At 63.1% G+C, this 17,928-nt stretch carries 15 protein-coding genes and 2 pseudogenes; 10 read left to right on the top strand and 7 right to left on the bottom strand.

Annotated features, from left to right (window positions below; translation table 11 throughout):
- The 3 genes from AC1D1G_RS18175 to AC1D1G_RS18185 form a co-directional block, all read right to left on the bottom strand.
- Positions 1–1,107, bottom strand: a 1,107-nt coding sequence (locus AC1D1G_RS18175) for an amino acid permease (RefSeq protein ID WP_477953096.1), incomplete at its 3' end; no start/stop codon positions are given.
- Between the two features lie 323 nt (positions 1,108–1,430).
- The gene (ilvD, locus tag AC1D1G_RS18180; protein ID WP_477953097.1) at positions 1,431–3,275 is read right to left on the bottom strand and encodes a dihydroxy-acid dehydratase; all 1,845 of its coding nucleotides are present in this window, start codon (positions 3,273–3,275) and stop codon (positions 1,431–1,433) included.
- A 52-nt stretch (positions 3,276–3,327) separates the two neighbouring features.
- Positions 3,328–3,825, bottom strand: a complete 498-nt coding sequence (locus AC1D1G_RS18185; protein ID WP_280781777.1) for a PH domain-containing protein — start codon at positions 3,823–3,825, stop codon at positions 3,328–3,330.
- A gap of 267 nt (positions 3,826–4,092) precedes the next feature.
- Between AC1D1G_RS18185 and AC1D1G_RS18190 the strand changes: the two genes are divergently transcribed.
- The 8 genes from AC1D1G_RS18190 (at position 4,093) to AC1D1G_RS18225 (ending at position 11,599) form a co-directional block, all read left to right on the top strand.
- Positions 4,093–6,036, top strand: a complete 1,944-nt coding sequence (locus tag AC1D1G_RS18190) for an acetolactate synthase large subunit (protein ID WP_280781723.1) — start codon at positions 4,093–4,095, stop codon at positions 6,034–6,036.
- Positions 6,033–6,536 (top strand): acetolactate synthase small subunit, encoded by a 504-nt coding sequence (gene ilvN / locus AC1D1G_RS18195; protein ID WP_105413058.1) that lies wholly within the window; start codon positions 6,033–6,035, stop codon positions 6,534–6,536. The genes AC1D1G_RS18190 and ilvN overlap by 4 nt, the downstream gene beginning before the upstream one ends.
- A 49-nt stretch (positions 6,537–6,585) precedes the next feature.
- On the top strand, positions 6,586–7,587 hold the full coding sequence (gene ilvC / locus AC1D1G_RS18200) for a ketol-acid reductoisomerase (protein WP_477953119.1): 1,002 nt from the start codon (positions 6,586–6,588) through the stop codon (positions 7,585–7,587).
- Positions 7,588–7,607: 20 nt separating this feature from the next.
- A complete protein-coding gene (locus AC1D1G_RS18205) occupies positions 7,608–8,363 on the top strand; it encodes an SDR family NAD(P)-dependent oxidoreductase (protein ID WP_317568754.1) in 756 nt (251 codons plus the stop codon).
- Between the two features lie 85 nt (positions 8,364–8,448).
- Entirely contained in the window at positions 8,449–9,267 is an 819-nt protein-coding gene (locus AC1D1G_RS18210; RefSeq protein WP_477953098.1) for an alpha/beta fold hydrolase, read from the top strand.
- Between the two features lie 22 nt (positions 9,268–9,289).
- On the top strand, positions 9,290–10,069 hold the full coding sequence (locus AC1D1G_RS18215; protein ID WP_477953100.1) for an HpcH/HpaI aldolase family protein: 780 nt from the start codon (positions 9,290–9,292) through the stop codon (positions 10,067–10,069).
- 46 nt (positions 10,070–10,115) lie between these two features.
- Entirely contained in the window at positions 10,116–10,982 is an 867-nt protein-coding gene (locus AC1D1G_RS18220) for an SDR family NAD(P)-dependent oxidoreductase (protein WP_477953102.1), read from the top strand.
- 236 nt (positions 10,983–11,218) lie between these two features.
- Positions 11,219–11,599: a DMT family transporter gene (locus AC1D1G_RS18225; protein WP_283351303.1), complete on the top strand. Its 381-nt coding sequence runs from the start codon at positions 11,219–11,221 to the stop codon at positions 11,597–11,599.
- Between the two features lie 124 nt (positions 11,600–11,723).
- Here the strand turns inward: AC1D1G_RS18225 and AC1D1G_RS18230 are convergent.
- The 3 genes and pseudogenes from AC1D1G_RS18230 to AC1D1G_RS18240 form a co-directional block, all read right to left on the bottom strand.
- Positions 11,724–12,236, bottom strand: a pseudogene (locus AC1D1G_RS18230) (histidine phosphatase family protein); the annotation flags it as partial.
- 536 nt (positions 12,237–12,772) lie between these two features.
- A complete protein-coding gene (locus AC1D1G_RS18235) occupies positions 12,773–13,714 on the bottom strand; it encodes an alpha/beta hydrolase (protein ID WP_283351302.1) in 942 nt (313 codons plus the stop codon).
- A gap of 153 nt (positions 13,715–13,867) precedes the next feature.
- On the bottom strand, positions 13,868–15,298 hold the full coding sequence (locus AC1D1G_RS18240; protein ID WP_283351475.1) for an APC family permease: 1,431 nt from the start codon (positions 15,296–15,298) through the stop codon (positions 13,868–13,870).
- Positions 15,299–16,685: 1,387 nt separating this feature from the next.
- Between AC1D1G_RS18240 and AC1D1G_RS18245 the strand changes: the two genes are divergently transcribed.
- Complete coding sequence (locus AC1D1G_RS18245; RefSeq protein ID WP_283351301.1) at positions 16,686–17,072, top strand: MmcQ/YjbR family DNA-binding protein; 387 nt, start codon at positions 16,686–16,688, stop codon at positions 17,070–17,072.
- Positions 17,069–17,467 carry an MmcQ/YjbR family DNA-binding protein gene (locus tag AC1D1G_RS18250; protein WP_283351300.1) on the top strand — a complete coding sequence of 133 codons (399 nt, stop codon included), beginning with the start codon at positions 17,069–17,071 and terminating at the stop codon, positions 17,465–17,467. The genes AC1D1G_RS18245 and AC1D1G_RS18250 overlap by 4 nt, the downstream gene beginning before the upstream one ends.
- Before the next feature lie 280 nt (positions 17,468–17,747).
- On the opposite strand, the pseudogene AC1D1G_RS18255 reads toward AC1D1G_RS18250, so the two are convergent.
- Positions 17,748–17,840, bottom strand: a pseudogene (locus tag AC1D1G_RS18255) (TetR family transcriptional regulator); the annotation flags it as partial.
- Between the last annotated feature and the right edge of the window lie 88 nt (positions 17,841–17,928).

The following is a 17,928-nucleotide window of genomic DNA, read 5'->3' on the forward strand; positions in this document are numbered from 1 at the left end:
GGGCACGAGTCCGTCGCGGGACATGGCGAACAGGACGCGGGTCTGGCCGAGCATCATCACCATCACGACGGTGGTGAGGCCCGCGAGCCCGCCGAAGTTGATCGCGGTCTGGGCCCAGGTGATGCCGTGTGCCTCGAAGGCGGTCGCGAGGGTGGCGCTGCTGTCGCCGACGAGCGGGCTACCGGTCTTGAGGTCGGTGTACTTCACCATGCCGGTGAGCACGAGGGTGACGGCGACGTAGAGCACGGTGACGATGGCGAGCGAGCCGAGAATGCCGCGGGGGAGCGCCTTCTGCGGGTTCTTGGTCTCTTCGGCGGTGGTGGCGACGACRTCGAATCCGATGAAGGCGAAGAAGACGAGGCTCGCTGCGGCGAGGAGGCCGTACCAGCCGTAGCTGCTGCCGTCCGCTCCGGAGAGGAAGGAGAAGAGGGTCTGGTGCACACCCTGCGCGGCGCTCTCGTTGCTCTCGGCGGGCGGAATGTACGGGGCGTAGTTCTCCTTCTTGATGTAGAAGACGCCGACGGCGATGACGAGGAGGACGACGGCGATCTTGATGGCCGTGATGACGGCGGACACGCGCGAGGACACCTTGGTCCCGATGGCGAGCACGATCGTGATGCCGCCGACGATGATCAGCGAGCCCCAGTCGAAGTCGATGGGACCGAGATGGGCTGTGGTGGATCCGCTGAACCCGAGGACGTTACCCAGATACAGCGACCAGCCCTTGGAGACGACGGCCGCCGCGAGGGCGAATTCGAGGATGAGGTCCCAGCCGATGATCCAGGCGACGAACTCGCCGAAGGTGGCGTAGGAGAACGTGTACGCACTGCCCGCGACGGGGACGGTGGATGCGAACTCGGCGTAGCAGAGGGCGGCCAGGCCGCACGCGATGGCGGCGAGGACGAAGGCGAGCGAGATGGACGGCCCGGCGACGTTGCCTGCAGTCCGGGCGGTGAGCGTGAAGATGCCGGCGCCGATCACGACGGCGACACCGAAGACGGTGAGGTCTTTCGCGGTGAGTTCCCTCCGCAGCCGGGTGTCGGGTTCGTCGGTGTCCGCTATCGATTGCTCAACGGATTTCGTTCGCCAAATGCCGACTCCTGGCATGTGTCGCTCCTTGGTTGTATTCCCGATGGCCTCGTGGGCCGGAGATGTTCCGGTGGTGCTGCCGATTGTGATGTAGGTCTCAACGGCCAACTGAGGGAACCACTACTGAGCGCCGTGTGCAAGAAGCCCGGGCTCAACTGATCAATTCGATCAGTAGAACCTGTTCTCGGGTGTCGCCGTCTGAGCGAGTTGATCACCCGTGAGCGCGGTCACATCCGAGACGGAATCCGTCGTCGCACCGACGACGGAAGCCGGGTGCCGCGGCAGGAAGCTCCTGCTGCGGCACCCGGCTTCGTGTCCGTTCGGTGCGCGGTGCGGGTGTGTCAGGGGACCTGACGGACCGCGCCCTTGTCGGCGGACGTGGCCAGCGCGGCGTACGCCCGCAGGGCGGTGGTGACGGTGCGTTCGCGGTTCACCGGCTGCCACGGACGCTCGGACGACTCCATCTTCGCCCGGCGCTCGGCGAGCACCGCGTCGTCGACGAGGAGTTTCAGCGTGCGGGTCGCGATGTCGATGAGGATCTGGTCGCCGTCCTCCACCAGGCCGATGGCGCCGCCGCTGGCGGCCTCGGGGGAGATGTGGCCGATGGACAGTCCCGAGGAACCGCCGGAGAATCGGCCGTCGGTGATCAGCGCACACTTCTTCCCGAGGCCGGAGCCCTTGAGGAATGCGGTGGGGTGCAGCATCTCCTGCATGCCCGGGCCGCCTGCGGGACCCTCGTAACGCACGACGAGGACCTCACCGGGCTGGATCTTCTTGCCGAGGATCACCGACACCGCCTCTTCCTGCGACTCCACGACGCGCGCGGGCCCCTGGAAGTGGAACAGGTCTTCGTCGATGCCCGCCGTCTTGATGACGGCGCCGTCGACGGCGATGTTGCCGCGCAGCACTGCCAGGCCGCCCTCGACCGTGTGCTTGTGCTCGAAGTCGCGGATGCAGCCGTTGGCGGCGTCCGTGTCGAGCGACGACCAGCGGTTGTTCGTCGAGAACGGTTCGGTGGTGCGGACACCGCCCGGTGCGGCGTGGAAGAGTTCGACGGCCTCGTCGGATGCCTTGCCGGACCGGATGTCCCACGTGTCGAGCCACTCGTCGAAGCTCTCGGTGTGCACCGTCGACACGTCGCTCTCGAGCAGGCCGGCCCGGCGGAGTTCGCCGAGGATGGCGGGGATTCCGCCCGCTCGGTGCACGTCCTCCATGTGGTAGTCCGAGTTGGGGGAGACCTTCGACAGGCACGGCACCTTGCGGCTGATCTCGTCGATCTTGTCGAGGTCGAAGTCGTAGACCTCACCCTCCTGCGCGGCCGCGAGGGTGTGCAGGACCGTGTTGGTGGAACCGCCCATTGCGACGTCCAGTGCCATCGCGTTGCGGAATGCGGCGGGCGTCGCGATGTTGCGGGGGAGGACGGAGTCGTCCTCGTCCCGGTAGTACCGCAGGGCGGCTTCGACGACGGTGGTGCCCGCGCGGGTGAACAGCGCGCGACGGGCCTCGTGGGTGGCCAGCGTGGAACCGTTGCCCGGCAACGCCAGACCGAGCGCCTCGGTGAGGCAGTTCATCGAGTTCGCGGTGAACATGCCCGAGCACGACCCGCACGTCGGGCAGGCGCTGCGCTCGACCTCGGACAGTCCTTCGTCGTCGACTTCGTCGTTGGCGCTCGCCGAGATCGCCGTGATGAGGTCGGTCGGTGCCTGGGCGACACCGTTCACCACCACCGCCTTGCCGGCCTCCATCGGACCGCCCGACACGAACACGGTCGGGACGTTCAAACGCAGTGCGGCATTGAGCATTCCGGGAGTGATCTTGTCGCAGTTGGAGATGCAGACGAGCGCGTCGGCGGTGTGCGCGTTGACCATGTACTCGACGGAGTCGGCGATGATCTCGCGGCTGGGAAGGGAATACAGCATGCCGCCGTGTCCCATCGCGATGCCGTCGTCGACGGCGATCGTGTGGAACTCGCGAGGTACACCACCGGCGGCGCGGACGGCGTCGGCGACGATGTCGCCGACGTTCTTCAGGTGGWCGTGCCCGGGAACGAACTGCGTGTACGAGTTCGCGATCGCGACGATCGGCTTCCCGAAGTCGGAGTCGGTCATTCCGGTGGCGCGCCACAGTGCGCGGGCGCCTGCGGCATTTCGTCCTGCGGTGGTGGTTCGGGACCTCAGCGGGGGCATGAGCGTATTCCTTAGTCAGCGTACGGAAGTACTGACAAACGCTACTCGCGCACTATTCCCCGTCTGTGTCCGGCCGGTTCTTCACCGGCTGCTCGCCGTTCGATTCCGCGTCGGCGTGGTGGGCTGCTTCGTCCGCCGCGGCGGCTGCCGCGTAGGGGTCGGTGATGCGGCCGCCGCTCGCCTCGGCGATATCGGGAAGCCGGTCGAACGTGACGACGGGAAGGGTCACCTCGCCCCCGTCGGTCAGGGTCGCCCGGGCCCAGCCGCGCTTGGGGAAGCGGAATCCCGTGATCTCGGACCACCCCAGCGACCGGCCGCCGAACAGCCGGCGCACTTCGAGTCCGTCGGGCGTGACGGTGGTGCGCACCCGCGCGACCCAGGCCACCGCGACGATCGGGGCGATCACGAGCCAACCGAAGGCGGCGGGCCAGCCGAAGATGGGGAACGACACGGCGAACAGGAGGAAGGCGCATCCCAGATAGGCCAGGGGAGAAATCCGGATGACCTGCTTGGGCGGGTTCGTCGTGTGGGATGATGATTCTGGTGGCACGGGCTGCTGCGGAGTTGACACCTCTACATCTTCGCACCGCAGCCGATGTATCTCATATTCTGGGACGGCCGACTCACCAAGTTGACTGTTCACTATTAGCGCGCCTACCGTCGAGCGCGTGAAACAGAATGAGTTGCTCGTAATCGGCCGGCGCGTCGTCGCCTGAGTCGATTCCTTCAACTCGCCAGATAACGACGCGCCACCCTCGTACAGCATCAGCTGACGGGGGTTTTTTGTTGCCCGGAGCCAGAATCAGAGGATTTCCCAGTGAGCGCACCAACCGCACGGCCTCAACCCACGCCGCGCAAGTCGGGGGCAGCAAGCCCGACGACCGCGGCCGCCGCGACTCAGACCGGTAGCCGCCGCCAACTCGCCCCCGAGCGGGTCAGCGGCGCCCAGTCCGTGGTCCGAGCCCTCGAGGAGCTCGAGGTCGACACGGTATTCGGCATTCCGGGTGGTGCCGTTCTGCCTGTCTACGACCCGCTCTTCGACTCGAAGAAGGTCCGGCACGTGCTCGTTCGTCACGAGCAGGGGGCAGGCCACGCCGCGACCGGGTACGCCCAGGCGACCGGCAAGGTCGGTGTCTGTATGGCGACGTCCGGTCCCGGTGCGACCAACCTCGTGACGCCGCTCGCCGACGCGCAGATGGACTCCGTTCCGGTCGTGGCCATCACCGGTCAGGTCGGCCGGAGTCTCATCGGCACGGACGCGTTCCAGGAAGCCGACATCTCCGGCATCACGATGCCGATCACCAAGCACAACTTCCTCATCACCGACGGCGTCGACATCCCCCGGATCATCGCGGAGGCCTTCTACCTCGCCTCCAGCGGTCGTCCCGGCGCGGTGCTCGTCGACATCCCGAAGGACGTCCTCCAGGCGCAGACCACGTTCTCGTGGCCGCCGGAGATGCGGCTGCCCGGGTACCGTCCCGTCACCAAGCCGCACGGCAAGCAGGTCCGCGAGGCGGCCCGCCTGATCGCCGACGCGAAGCACCCGGTGCTGTACGTCGGTGGCGGCGTCATCAAGTCGGAATCGTCTCCGGAACTGCTCGAACTGGCCGAGCTCACCGGCATTCCGGTTGTCACCACCCTCATGGCGCGTGGCGCGTTCCCGGACAGCCACACGCTGAACTGCGGCATGCCCGGCATGCACGGCACCGTCGCGGCGGTGGCGGCACTGCAGCGCAGCGACCTGCTGATCACGCTCGGCGCGCGCTTCGACGACCGCGTCACCGGTCAGCTCGATTCGTTCGCCCCCGACGCCAAGGTCATCCACGCCGACATCGACCCGGCGGAGATCGGCAAGAACCGGTACGCGGACGTCCCGATCGTCGGCGACTGCAAAGAGGTCATCGTCGAACTGATCGAGGCGATCAAGGCCGACCTGGCCACCGGAACCACACTGGATCTCACCGAGTGGTGGGCGTACCTCGACGGAATCCGTCGCACGTACCCGCTCAGCTACGACCGTCCCACCGACGGCGCGCTGTCCCCGGAGTACGTGATCCAGGCGGTCGGCAAGCTCGCCGGTCCCGACGCGATCTACTGTGCCGGCGTCGGACAGCACCAGATGTGGGCCGCGCAGTTCGTCAACTACGAGAAGCCGCGCACCTGGCTGAACTCCGGCGGTCTCGGCACGATGGGCTACGCCGTCCCCGCCGCGATGGGCGCCAAGATGGGCATGCCCGACACCGAGGTGTGGGCCATCGACGGTGACGGCTGCTTCCAGATGACCAATCAGGAACTCGCCACCTGCGCGCTCGAGGGCATCCCGATCAAGGTTGCGCTCATCAACAACGGCAACCTCGGCATGGTGCGCCAGTGGCAGACGCTGTTCTACGACGAGCGCTACTCCAACACCAACCTCGGCACGCACGGCGCGATCCGCATCCCCGACTTCGTCAAGCTGGCGGAGGCGTTGGGCTGCCACGGCATTCGCGTCGAGCGCGAAGAGGACGTCGAGGCGGCGATTCGCGAGGCGCAGGCCATCAACGACAAGCCGGTGGTGATCGACTTCATCGTCGGCGCCGACGCCCAGGTGTGGCCGATGGTCGCCGCGGGCACCAGCAACGACGAGATCATGGCGGCGCGGGGCATCCGTCCGCTGTTCGACGACGACGAGGCGGCCGCCGAGCCGGCCGTCATCCACGAGGCCATGGAGCGCGAGCAGCGTTCGGGCACGGCCGCAGCGGCCGGGGAGGAAGATCAGTGAGCACCAGCCACACCCTCAGTGTTCTCGTCGAGGACAAGCCGGGCGTGCTGGCCAGGGTGGCCGCGCTGTTCTCGCGTCGTGGGTTCAACATCGAGTCGCTCGCCGTCGGTGGCACCGAGATCCCCGAGATCTCCCGCATGACCATCGTCGTGACCGTCGACGAGTTCCCGCTCGAGCAGGTGACCAAGCAGCTCAACAAGCTCATCAACGTCATCAAGATCGTCGAGCAGGACGGTGAGGCCTCCGTCGCCCGCGAGCTGGTGCTCATCAAGGTGCGAGCCGACGCCAGCGTGCGCACGCAGGTGATCGAGACGGTGAATCTGTTCCGCGCCAAGGTGATCGACGTCTCCCCGGAGTCGGTCACGATCGAGGCGACTGGAACGCGATCCAAGCTGGATGCGCTGCTGCGGATGCTCGATCCGTACGGTATCCGGGAGATCGTGCAGTCCGGGGTCGTGGCCGTGGGACGGGGGCCGAAGTCCATCACGGCCACTCGCTAGTACTTTAGATACGCAAATCCAAGAAAGAGGTTGAACTGTGGCAGTCGAGATGTTCTACGACGACGATGCCGATCTGTCGATCATCCAGGGCCGTAAGGTCGCTGTGATCGGTTACGGAAGCCAGGGCCACGCGCACTCGCTGAGCCTGCGCGACTCGGGCGTCGATGTGCGTATCGGCCTCAAGGAAGGCTCGAAGTCCCGCGCGAAGGCCGAGGAGCAGGGCCTGACCGTCGGYACMCCSGCCGAGGTCTCCGAGTGGGCCGACGTGATCATGGTGCTCGCACCCGACACCGCGCAGGCGTCGATCTTCACSAACGACATCGAGCCCAACCTGAAGGACGGCGACGCGCTGTTCTTCGGACACGGCCTCAACATCCACTTCGACCTGATCAAGGCTCCGGAGTTCGTCACCGTCGGCATGGTCGCCCCCAAGGGCCCCGGCCACCTGGTGCGTCGTCAGTTCGTCGACGGCAAGGGTGTTCCCGCGCTCATCGCGATCGACCAGGACCCGAAGGGTGAGGGSCAGGCCCTCGCGCTGTCCTACGCCAAGGGCATCGGCGGCACCCGCGCCGGCGTCATCRAGACCACGTTCAAGGAAGAGACCGAGACGGACCTCTTCGGCGAGCAGGCCGTGCTCTGCGGCGGCACCGAGGAACTGGTCAAGACCGGTTTCGAGGTCATGGTCGAGGCCGGCTACGCGCCCGAGATGGCGTACTTCGAGGTGCTGCACGAGCTCAAGCTCATCGTCGACCTCATGTACGAGGGTGGCATCGCCCGCATGAACTACTCGGTGTCCGACACCGCGGAGTTCGGTGGCTACCTCTCCGGCCCGCGCGTCATCGACGCCGGCACCAAGGAGCGCATGAAGGCGATCCTGGCCGACATCCAGTCGGGTGAGTTCACTCGCCGCCTCGTCGCCAACGTCGAGAACGGCAACACCGAGCTCGAGGGCCTGCGCAAGGCCAACGCCGAGCACCCCATCGAGGTCACCGGCAAGAAGCTGCGCGACCTGATGAGCTGGGTCGACCGGCCCATCACCGAAACCGTCTGACGGCTCAGATGGAGGAAACAATGGATACCCGCATAGCAGTAATCACGGGTGCGGGCTCCGGAATCGGTGCTGCGTGCGCCGAAGTTCTCGCAAGTGCCGGACACCACATCATCGTCGCAGATCGCGATATTTCAAGCGCAGAACAGGTTGCAACTGCGCTGAACGCCCAGTCTTACAGCGCCGAACCTCAGCACATAGACATCGGGGACAAGGAATCGATCCGGTCGACTTTCGACGATCTCGCTATAAATCATGGCCGATGCGACATTCTCGTGAACAACGCGGGCATTTCACAAGTGCACGATATTTTGTCGTTTCCCGATGACGTATGGGAAAAAACGTTGAACATCAACCTGACTGGGGCTTTCCGATGCAGCCAACGGGCGGCGAAGATGATGGCCGAGCACAGGTGGGGGCGGATCGTCAACGTCAGCTCGATCAGCGGGATCCGGGCCGGCGTCGGCCGCACCGCATATGGGTCAGCTAAAGCCGGCGTCGACGCTTTGACCCGCCAATTTGCCGTCGAACTCGGGCATGCGGGTATCACGGCAAACGCTGTTGCACCCGGTCCCATCGAGACGCCTCTCGCCCATGTGACGCACAGCGAAGAAACTCGAAAGTCTTATTACAGCCACATTCCGTTGCGGCGGTATGGCAACCCTGAGGAAATCGCTTTCGCCGTTGGGTTTCTCACTTCAGAACAGGCCGGTTATATCACCGGACATACCCTGCCAGTCGACGGCGGATTCGTCGCTGCAGGACTGCTGAACATATAGCTACACCGTGACAGAGGTTCGTACTCCACGACATCGGAGCAGAGTGCATTCGCCCGTTTGTCTCAATCCCTCCGAAGGAGGACAGGTGTCAGGACAGGGATTGTCGTTCATTACGTCCGACGATGTTGAATTGATCTACGACGATGAAGGTGTCGGCCGGACCTTCCTCTTCCTACATGGTTACGGCTGTCGACGAGGACACTGGGAGTATCAGCGTCAGGCACTGTTGGATGTCGACCATCGAGTGATAGCACTCGACCTGAGGGGTCACGGCGACTCCCAGAAACCGCCGCACGGACAAACGATCGCACGTATGGGTCAGGACGTCCGCGAATTGATTTCGGCGCTGGATCTCGATCAGGTGACTCTGGTGGGGCATTCCATGGGAGTGTCGGTATCGCTCGCGATGTTCATGATCTCCGGCTCTGATCGGATCGAGCGCTTTGTCTATATTGATCAGTCGCCGAAGATAGTCAACGACGAAGACTGGCACTGGGGCGTCAAAGGCGTGAACTGGAGTAATGTCGATGACTGTGTAAATTTCCGTATCAAATGGAGCAACGAAGACCAAGAACCCCCACTGCCTCCCGGCTCAGCCATGGCGGAAGAACCTTGGGCGACCTTCGATCACGCTGCGGTTTCTAGACTTTTCCTCAACCACTTCGTCTCTGATTGGCGTGACGTCCTACCGCGAATTCCTGTTCCCACCTGGGTTGTGACCTCTCGGTTCACAAATTATTACCATTCGGAAGGGATGGAGTGGGTTGCGAACCAGATTCCCATCAGCCGCTTAACGATTTTCGAGAATAGCGGACACCAACCACATGTCAGCGAGGCAGTCGAGTTCAATCGACAACTGCTCGAATTCTGCGCACTTCCCACATCGGTGACCGCCGAACACTAAGCCTATTCACAGGACAAGAACCATGAATGAAGCTCTGCGAGCCAGACTTGCCGCAAACGAAACCGCCTACGGGATGTGGGTCACCTCGGAAGCCGCCGCCGTAACCGAAGTTGCTGCAGTCCTGGGGCTGGACTGGATCTGCATCGACATGGAACATGGCTACCTGAATTACAAAGACATTCAGAGCCATCTCGCCGCAGCACGCGGTAGCCAACTGTCTGTCTTCGTCCGACCCCCCACCCAAGCCCTCGAGCCGATCAAACGGGCACTCGATGTAGGCGCCCACGGGTTGATCGTTCCGCTCATCAACAACGCCGCCGAGGTCGAATCCGTCCGACAGCACATTTACTACCCACCTATCGGGCGACGGGGCATCGGCGGTGAACGCAGCGTCACCTGGGGCCTGGAGTTGGAAAACTATGTGAAGTCTGCCAACGACGAACTTATGTTCTTGCCGATGATCGAGACCCAAGAAGCTTATGACAATCTCGACTCGATCTTGTCGGTCGCCCAGATCGAAGCTATTTTCCTAGGTCCCGGCGATATGTCTGCGAGCCGCGGGGCTGTCGGCGAATGGGAAGGGCCCGGCGTCGCGGAGCTCAATCTCGACATCCTAGAGCGGGCCGGAGCACGCGGCATTCACGCTGGCCTCGTCGCACGCAGCACCGAAGAAGCAATTACTCGACGCGATCAAGGATTCCGTATGGTTTCGTTAGGGTCCGACATTGGTCTCATGATTCGGCAAATTCGGTCAATGGCAACAGAACTCGGCCGCGAGCCACGACTGCACAGCTGGTTCTAATTTTCCGTCCCTACGCGTAATCGCTCCATTCCACAGGAGAAGTGCAGTGTCACAACACGTCTCACCCGAAGCACCCGGCAGCAGCTCGGCGCGACACGAGGAAGCGAGCCGCTCGTCCGCCGCTGCCGGTGAACTCGACGGCATCGTCGTCGCCGTATTCGGTGCCGGGTCCCGCGCCGACAGCCTGAGTAACGGTCAAGCGGCGGCGCTGACTTTCGCCCGAGCCGGTGCGGCGGTCGCCTGCATCGATGTCGACGGTCACGCCGCCGACGTCGTCACCCAGCAAATCATCGGCGAAGGCGGGACGGCACTCAGCGTCCAGGCGGACGTCACCTCAGAGGACGACGTGGTCCGCGCCTACTCGGCGATGGCCGCCGAATGGGAGCCGCCGCTGGCGGTGCACAACAATGTCGGTGTCACCATTCCAGGCGAAATCGTCGACCTCGATCGGGCCGGCTGGGACAAGGGAATGGCGCTCAATGCCACCAGCTGCTACCTCACCATCCGCCACGCCCTGCCCCACATGCTCGCCCGCGGGAAGGGCTCCATCGTCAACGTGTCATCGTTGGCCAGCATTCGTGACACGGGATACGTGTACCCGGTGTACAACGCCAGCAAGGCAGCGGTAAATCAGCTGACGATCTCGCTCGCGCTGACTTACGCGAAACGCGGCATCCGAGCGAATGCCATCCTTCCCGGACTCATCGACACTCCGATCGGACGCCAGGCGAGGGGACCCGAGGTCGACCTCGACAAGGAACTCGCCGCCCGCCATGCCGCCAGCCCGACCGGACAAATGGGCACTCCCTGGGACGTCGCCAACGCCGCGTTGTTCCTCATGAGCGACCGCGCCGCCTACGTCAACGGAGTTCTTCTGCCAATCGACGGTGGGCTGAGCGCCCGGTGCATCTGACTTCGGCGTCGGATCAATCACCGGACGCATCGGCAACACCGCCGGCGAAATCTGGACACGTTGTGGGCGATAGTGTCGGCACCACACCTTGAATTCATCCGCGTAACCGTCACATGGGTCGTCGTAAGCGGTCCCGGCAAGGAAAGCATGTCTACGAACACAACTATCGACGATGGCGCGTTGTGGATCGCGCACCGAGCGGTGCAAGACCGTCGTGAGCTTTCGGAGGTCGACGCGTGATCGCCTACGTGTTGCTCGCCGGCGCCATCGTGTGCGAGATCGTCGCAACGCTGTCATTGAAAGTGTCCGAAGGCTTCAGCAAGCTCCCGCCCTCCCTCCTGGTTGTGATCGGCTACGTGTGCAGCTTCACTTTGCTCGGCCTGGCGCTCAACCGCGGGCTCCCGGTTAGCGTCGGCTACGCAATATGGGCCGCTGCAGGAACAACGATCGTGGCAATCCTCGGTGTGGTGTTCTTCCGAGAATCACTCTCCGGTGTGGCCATAGCGGGATTAGCGCTCATCGTCGTTGGCGTGGGACTACTGAATCTCGGTAGCACCGGGCACGGCACTTCATCGAACCCAGCTTCGGATGACGAAGTAAGCACCCAATCACGGTGAGGTGCAATTCTGGCATACCGGTGCACGGGGTGGCCCCGGCAGGGCGGGTTGCGCCCGCTCTGCCGGCGACAGTAGTGCTGCCGCCCTGGGCAGGTACCCGATCACACCGGGCGACGTCTTCGGCCTACTGAGAGATCTGCTTTCCATTCCAGTCGGTCAGCGTCCATCCTGTCTCCGGAGTACCGGTGACAACGATGTATCCGGTGTTGGGGAGAGGGTCGGTTGTGAAAGGGCTCAAATCGGGGTTCCTCACGTTCAAGAGGACCCAGGTAGGAATCGAAGGTCCGTGCGCAAAGACAATGGGGTTTGTATCACCGCTCGCGTAGATCTCTTCGACGGCCTTGTCGAAACGCTGGTCGAATTCGTTGCCGTCGACCGAGCCGGACATACGTGAGTCACGGTTTCCCTGTAGCCAATCGTAGAAAGGGGCGTCATACGCTGCCACGGCCTCCGCCTCCGGCCTGCCTTCCAGGTCGCCGGCTTCGATTTCCYGGAGACCCGGGAGCACCTCGACCGGCTCGTTCACTGCTTCCGCCCCGGGCTGGGCGGTTTGCTGTGTTCTCACCATTGTCGAGGCGTACACCCCGTCGAAGCCCTGACCCACAAGGGCATCGGCGGCAACCTGAGCTTGCTTCCGTCCCTGTTCGGTGCTGGCCCCGGCGTGGAGGTATCAATAATCTTGGATACGTTGCCGGCAGACTTGCCCGTGGCGCATGAATGTAATGGTGATGGGTTTCTCAGGGTTGCTGAGTGCAGTGTTCGAGTTGGCGTCTGGTGTAGATGCATCGTCGGCTTCGGTGCCGCAACTCGCAAGGCTGCAAGCGCTGCGACGGAACCCGGTTTTCGTGAGACTCGAAACTCTGTGAACCATTGGTAGCTTCTTTCCTAGGTGGCGGACGGAAACATTCACTTTTCAACACAACTATGTGCACTGAATGTTGTTGAGCCGCAGAACGGCGCCGCCGCGTGCGTCGGCGGAGACCACGATTACCGAAGAAGAATTGACAGCCCGCTGAGCTGGTCCGGCGACGAATCTGCACCTCGGCGCCGGACCAGCTCCGGCATGGCGACTGTCAGTGCTGCGCGATGAAATCGAGTGGTTGGAAGTTGAATGCCTGATACTCGTTGAGGTGTGGGTTGTGCCCGCTCTTGGGGGCCCAGTGCCGGTGGTGGTCAGTACGTGCCGGTGGTGGATTGGTGGTCGCGCCAGATCCAGCGGATTGTCCGAGGAAACACCGAACCACCGTGGCGCAAGGTATGGCCGCCCTCGCCGAAGACGAACTGATGGTCGTAATAGCGGTACTCCAGTGCCGCTGCCATGTCCTGGTTGGCGATCGCGAGGTCCCCGAAGACCACACGCGCGTCGCGTCGCCCGCTCTGGAGCCACATCCGAATCGGCTTGCGCGGGTTCCGTCTCACCTGCGGTGCGTGGTTGTGGCCGCCGCGGATGTCGACGAAAGAACCGCAGTGTGTGATGACATTGCCGAAGAAGTCCGGCCGGTGCCACGCCGCTGTGAAGGACGCGTTGCCGCCCGAGCTGAAGCCGACGATGACGTGGTCGCGTGGCTTCGTCGACACGTTCAGCTCACCTACCGCGTCCGGGAGCAGCTCCTCGATGAGGAACCGTGTCCAGGTGTCGTCGATCGAGTCGAACTCGATGCTTCGGTTGTCCGCACCACCGAAGATCGGGTACCCGGGTCCCGTCTTTCCCGCCTCGATGAACACGGCAAGGGTCAGGGGGATTTGGCCCTCGGCAATGAGGTTGTCCAGCACCACGTTGGCGCGGAAATCCCCCGCAAGGTATTCCAGTCCGTCGAGGAAGACGATCAACGACGCCGGCTCCGAGCCGTCGTACTGTGCCGGAACGTACACCCGATAGTCCCGCTCGATTCCTGGGTACGCGACCGAGCTCGTGTGCTGACGGACCGTGATCGAACCCGCTGGCACGCCCTCACGCGGACGCGAGTTCGAGCCGAGTGAGTACTCGGGCCAGGTATCGTCTGCGTCCGCGTATGCCGCGCGATCCTCGGTCGTGATGTGCTTGTCGGCGAACCATTCCTCCCAAGCCTCGGGGGACATTCCAGCGTTACCTGCATTGCTACGGTCGTCGGTCATGAAACCTCTTATCTTGACGTAATCGTGTTCGGGTCGATTTACCCGCAGCGACCGGGCGTGCCCTCACATGGCCGTGAGAGCACGCCCGGAGCACCCAATCTCCTGCCACGGACACCACGGAGATCAGGTAGTCCGGTGGGAAGCTGTCGCCTTCTACTGCCGCCCGATTCGCTGATAGACCTGCGGTCGCCACCGTCGCAAGGCGAGTGCCAACACGAAACCGAAGGCGAAGAATCCGTAGACGAAGGCGAGAAGAATGTTGGACATGGTCTGCGATCCACCGGTGAGGATGTGGAAGTTGAGAATGGACAGCACCATGACCGTACCGAAGCCCACGGCAGCGGCCAGGGGAAGGACGATTGATTTCATCACGTGGTCTTTGTGATTGCCTGTTCGCTTCAGGTAGGCCGGAACTGCGACAGCCGTGAGGAACTGCACCGTAATACCTGTCAGCGCAGCAACACCCAGCAACGCGGCATAGAAGGCCATCTCGTCGATGTGGAGTACGACTACGGCGGCGTTCAGGGCGAGCGCGGCCGCACTCATCACCATCGATGCCACGTAGGGTGATCCGTGGCGCGGGTGCACACCGCTCAGGGAACGGGGAAAGACTCCGTCAGCGCTCAGGTTGAACAAATAACGCGCGCCGACGTTGTGCGCGCAGACGATCACAGCGAGAGCGCTGGTGATGACCAACATCGAGGCAGCATCGAAAAGGAAGTGGCTTCCGAAGGTGACGAATGTCGAATCCATGGCGCCGGTGGGGTCGGCCACGACCAGTGACGCCGCGTCGTCAACTCCGAGTGCGTTGATGAACAGCCACGTCGTCGTCACGTAGATGACGACGGCGCAGGCGATGAGTCCGTAGGTTGCCCGGGGGATCGTTTTTTCAGGATTGCGCACTTCATCGCGGAACAAGACGGTCACCTCATAGCCGCCGAACATGCCGCTGGCCAAGAGCAGTCCGATGGACAACGATCCGTCGAACCAATTGCTAGGACTGAAGGGTGCCGCGCTCAGTCCCTCGGCACCCCCACGCGCGAAGATCACCGCGTTGTAGATGAAGACGACGATCAGTTCTCCGCACAGAACTACGGCGGTGACCTTTGCCGAGAAGTCGACGCGGAGATAGCCGAGGACTGCGACGATCAGCCAGAGCACGAACGCCCAGACATACCAGGGTAGGTCAGGGCCGTGGAAGGTATTCGTGACGAGGGTGCCAAATATGACGCCACCGAAGGGCAGGTAGCCCGCGCAGACGCAGAAGTATGCGAGCAGCATGGCAAGGCCGGATCCGAGACCGATTCTCTTCCCGAGGCCGGCCGTTACGAATGCATAGAACGCGCCGGGACGCTGAATGACGTCCGACATTCGCAAGAATCCCGTGGCGAAAGCCGCCACGATCAGGCCGCCGATGACGAAGAGGATCGGCGTGCCAATGCCGTTCCCGAAGGCAATCATGAATGGGATGACGCCAATTACCACGACGAGGGGGGCATTGAAGGCCATCACACTGAAGAACAGCCCCAAGGTGCCCATATTGCCCCTGAGCGCGGGAGCCTTTTCTTCGAGTACGCCATCCATTGTGGCCACACTTACACCTTTGTCAATCATGTACTGCCCTTCTGGAATTGGTCACCGACACACGAATGTGTTCTCAGGACGTCTGTTGCCGAAACTGTTCAGCGACGACAGGTGTGCGGCGGAGGTGCGGCTGCGCTCAACCGAATGAGCCGAGTTGGGCCTTCGGATGCGGATGCGGATGTCGGAGTCATCCGGCGCGAGAGCGCGGAAGACGTGCTGGCGGGATCTAACACCGCCCCCCTTCCGCAGCAGACCTACGACGTGATCTGAGTCACGATTCGATGTGACTGTGCTCGTTGCCGAACTCGGCCGTCAAGCGAGTCGACAAATCCCCAGGAAATCGGTCCGCATTACGGAATCAAGATCAAGACCACATTGCGGGTTATGCAGAAGGGACTGCCGATTGACCGTTCCACCCGATTGACCCGCATCGGAGATGATTTCACAATGCGGAACCCAACCGCGTGAAGTATCGGCCCGCGACGGCCTGTCGAGCTCGCAGGAAGTCCGCCAACGCGGTGTGGAATCAACTGCTGCGATTGCACCGCCGACAACTGTTGACTTCCCAGTTTTGACGCCGCTTCCGTCCTGTAGGAGGACGCACATCATGTCGGAGCGCTACCCAACCCCGCCTTCATACTCCTTCCTGAAACACCAGTGCCCGCCTCAGCTGCAACCGCTGCCCGGATCCTCAGCCGATGTAACCACCGCTGATCGCAGCCCGCCGCGTCTCCCAGCAGGCTCGCAATAGACTCACGCTGTCAGTGGGCGAACCAGAAGCAGAACCAGGTCAACTGGCACGGCACGAGTAAACAACTTGCCGGGCATGACGAGTCAGCCATGCGGGTGACAGGACCGAATTTGTCGGCGATTGCGTCAATTGCGTCTCGGACCATGTCCTCATCCAACGCCTCGGGGTCCAGCGCTGGTAGATCCACCAGCCCTCGACGCAGCGCCTCCAGCGAGCGTGTTGCCGGTTCCGGGAAGTGGGTCTGCAGAGCTAAGAGGGAGCTTTCTACGAAGGCACGGATGAGGTTTCGCACCCGGTGGCTGACAGAGCCGTACGCGTAGATCTCGCGAATCAACCTCAGTTCCCACTCGGTGGCACGGGATGATCCGCCTGGCGAAAATTTCGTCCAGATCAACGAAATGATAGGTCACCGATCCCAACGCCACACCGGCACGATCAGCAATAGGTCGAGGTGGCGGCCCGCAGCCCCTCCCCAGCAACGATATCCAAGGCGGCCTTCCTGATTCGCGCATTTCGTGACGGGTCGTTCGCGATCCCCTTGCGGACCATCAGCCAGATCCCACCTCTGGTCGTGGCGATATGCGATCAGCCATAGTGCGTACGGTAGTACGTACTTCTACGACGGAAGGAGCTCGCATGGAGGCGACGAAGTTGCAGGAGCGTGCGGCCGCGCGGGCGGAGGAGCTGCCCGGGGCGGGGTTGGAGCATCCGTTCGGCGACGGATGGGGTGTGTTCAAGGTCCGCGGGAAGATATTCATGCTCCTGACGCACGTGACAGGTGAGCCGATGGTGATCTTGAAAACGGACCCGGCGGAGGGGAAGGCATTGCAAGCCTCGCACGAGCACATCACGCCGGGCTATCACATGAACAAGCAACACTGGATCACGCTGACGCCAGGTGGGGACATCGACGCGCAGCTAGTCGACGATCTGGTGACGGAGTCGTATCTCCTGGTCGTGGAAAAGCTGCCGAGAACGCAGCGGCCGATCGACCCGGATCGGTTTGGACAGGGCCGGGCATGACGGTCTCAGGGCATCGGGTAGAGCAGGCCGCTCGGCGTACCGCCGAGGATCTTCCCGGGGTCAGCCACGGGTATCCCTTCACCGAGGGACTGGACGTGTACAAGGTCGCCGGCAAGGTGTTCCTGATCGTCACCGAGGATCCTGCCGAGCGGATCGTCACCGTCAAAGTGGACCCAGACCACGGGCGCGCGCTGCAGCGCTCCCACGAAAGCGTCGGCCCCGGACGATACCTCGACAAACGACACTGGCTTTCGATCGCCGCGGGGCCGGGCGTGACGACCGACCTGGTGGAGAACCTTGTCGCCGGCTCGTATGCACTCGTCGTCGAGCGAGTACCTCGCCGTGATCGCCCGGACGATGCGCGGGAAGCGATCGATCGTCACATTTCCGACTGAGCCGCAACAGGATAGGACGCAGGAAGAAGGATACTGATGGTTGTGGAGAGGCCCCCATCGTTGTTTGACGTGGACGACACATCGCGTCCGCTGGCGGACCGCCTACGGCCGTCCGACCTGTCGGACGTGGTCGGGCAGGATCATCTCCTGGCGTCCGACAGTCCGATCGGGCGAATGGTTGCGCAGCGGAAGCATACTCGAGCAGGTCCCGAAGCCCCGGCTGCGGGGCAGCGTAGGCCGCCTCGAGCACCTCGATCTCGAACTCGACCGCCGCGGCGAGCAGATTCTGCTTACCTCGGAAATGGCGATACAACGCCGGACCGGTGATACCGACATCGGCCGCGATGTCCGCGATCGCGGCATCGTGAAAACCCCGGCGCTCGAACTACTTCTCCGCAGCGGCGACGATGAGCTGCTTGCGGTTTCGTGGCCGACGCTGCACGGCAACATCAGTCATGGTC

It is taken from the genome of Rhodococcus sp. P3_B8 (assembly GCF_056402775.1).

Coding starts and splice junctions, on each gene's coding strand:
- AC1D1G_RS18205 (WP_317568754.1), top strand. CDS start 7,608: ATGGATACCCGCATAGCAGTAATCACGGGTGCGGGCTCCGGAATCGGT.
- AC1D1G_RS18215 (WP_477953100.1), top strand. CDS start 9,290: ATGAATGAAGCTCTGCGAGCCAGACTTGCCGCAAACGAAACCGCCTAC.
- AC1D1G_RS18235 (WP_283351302.1), bottom strand. CDS start 13,714: ATGACCGACGACCGTAGCAATGCAGGTAACGCTGGAATGTCCCCCGAG.
- AC1D1G_RS18240 (WP_283351475.1), bottom strand. CDS start 15,298: ATGGATGGCGTACTCGAAGAAAAGGCTCCCGCGCTCAGGGGCAATATG.
- AC1D1G_RS18245 (WP_283351301.1), top strand. CDS start 16,686: ATGGAGGCGACGAAGTTGCAGGAGCGTGCGGCCGCGCGGGCGGAGGAG.
- AC1D1G_RS18250 (WP_283351300.1), top strand. CDS start 17,069: ATGACGGTCTCAGGGCATCGGGTAGAGCAGGCCGCTCGGCGTACCGCC.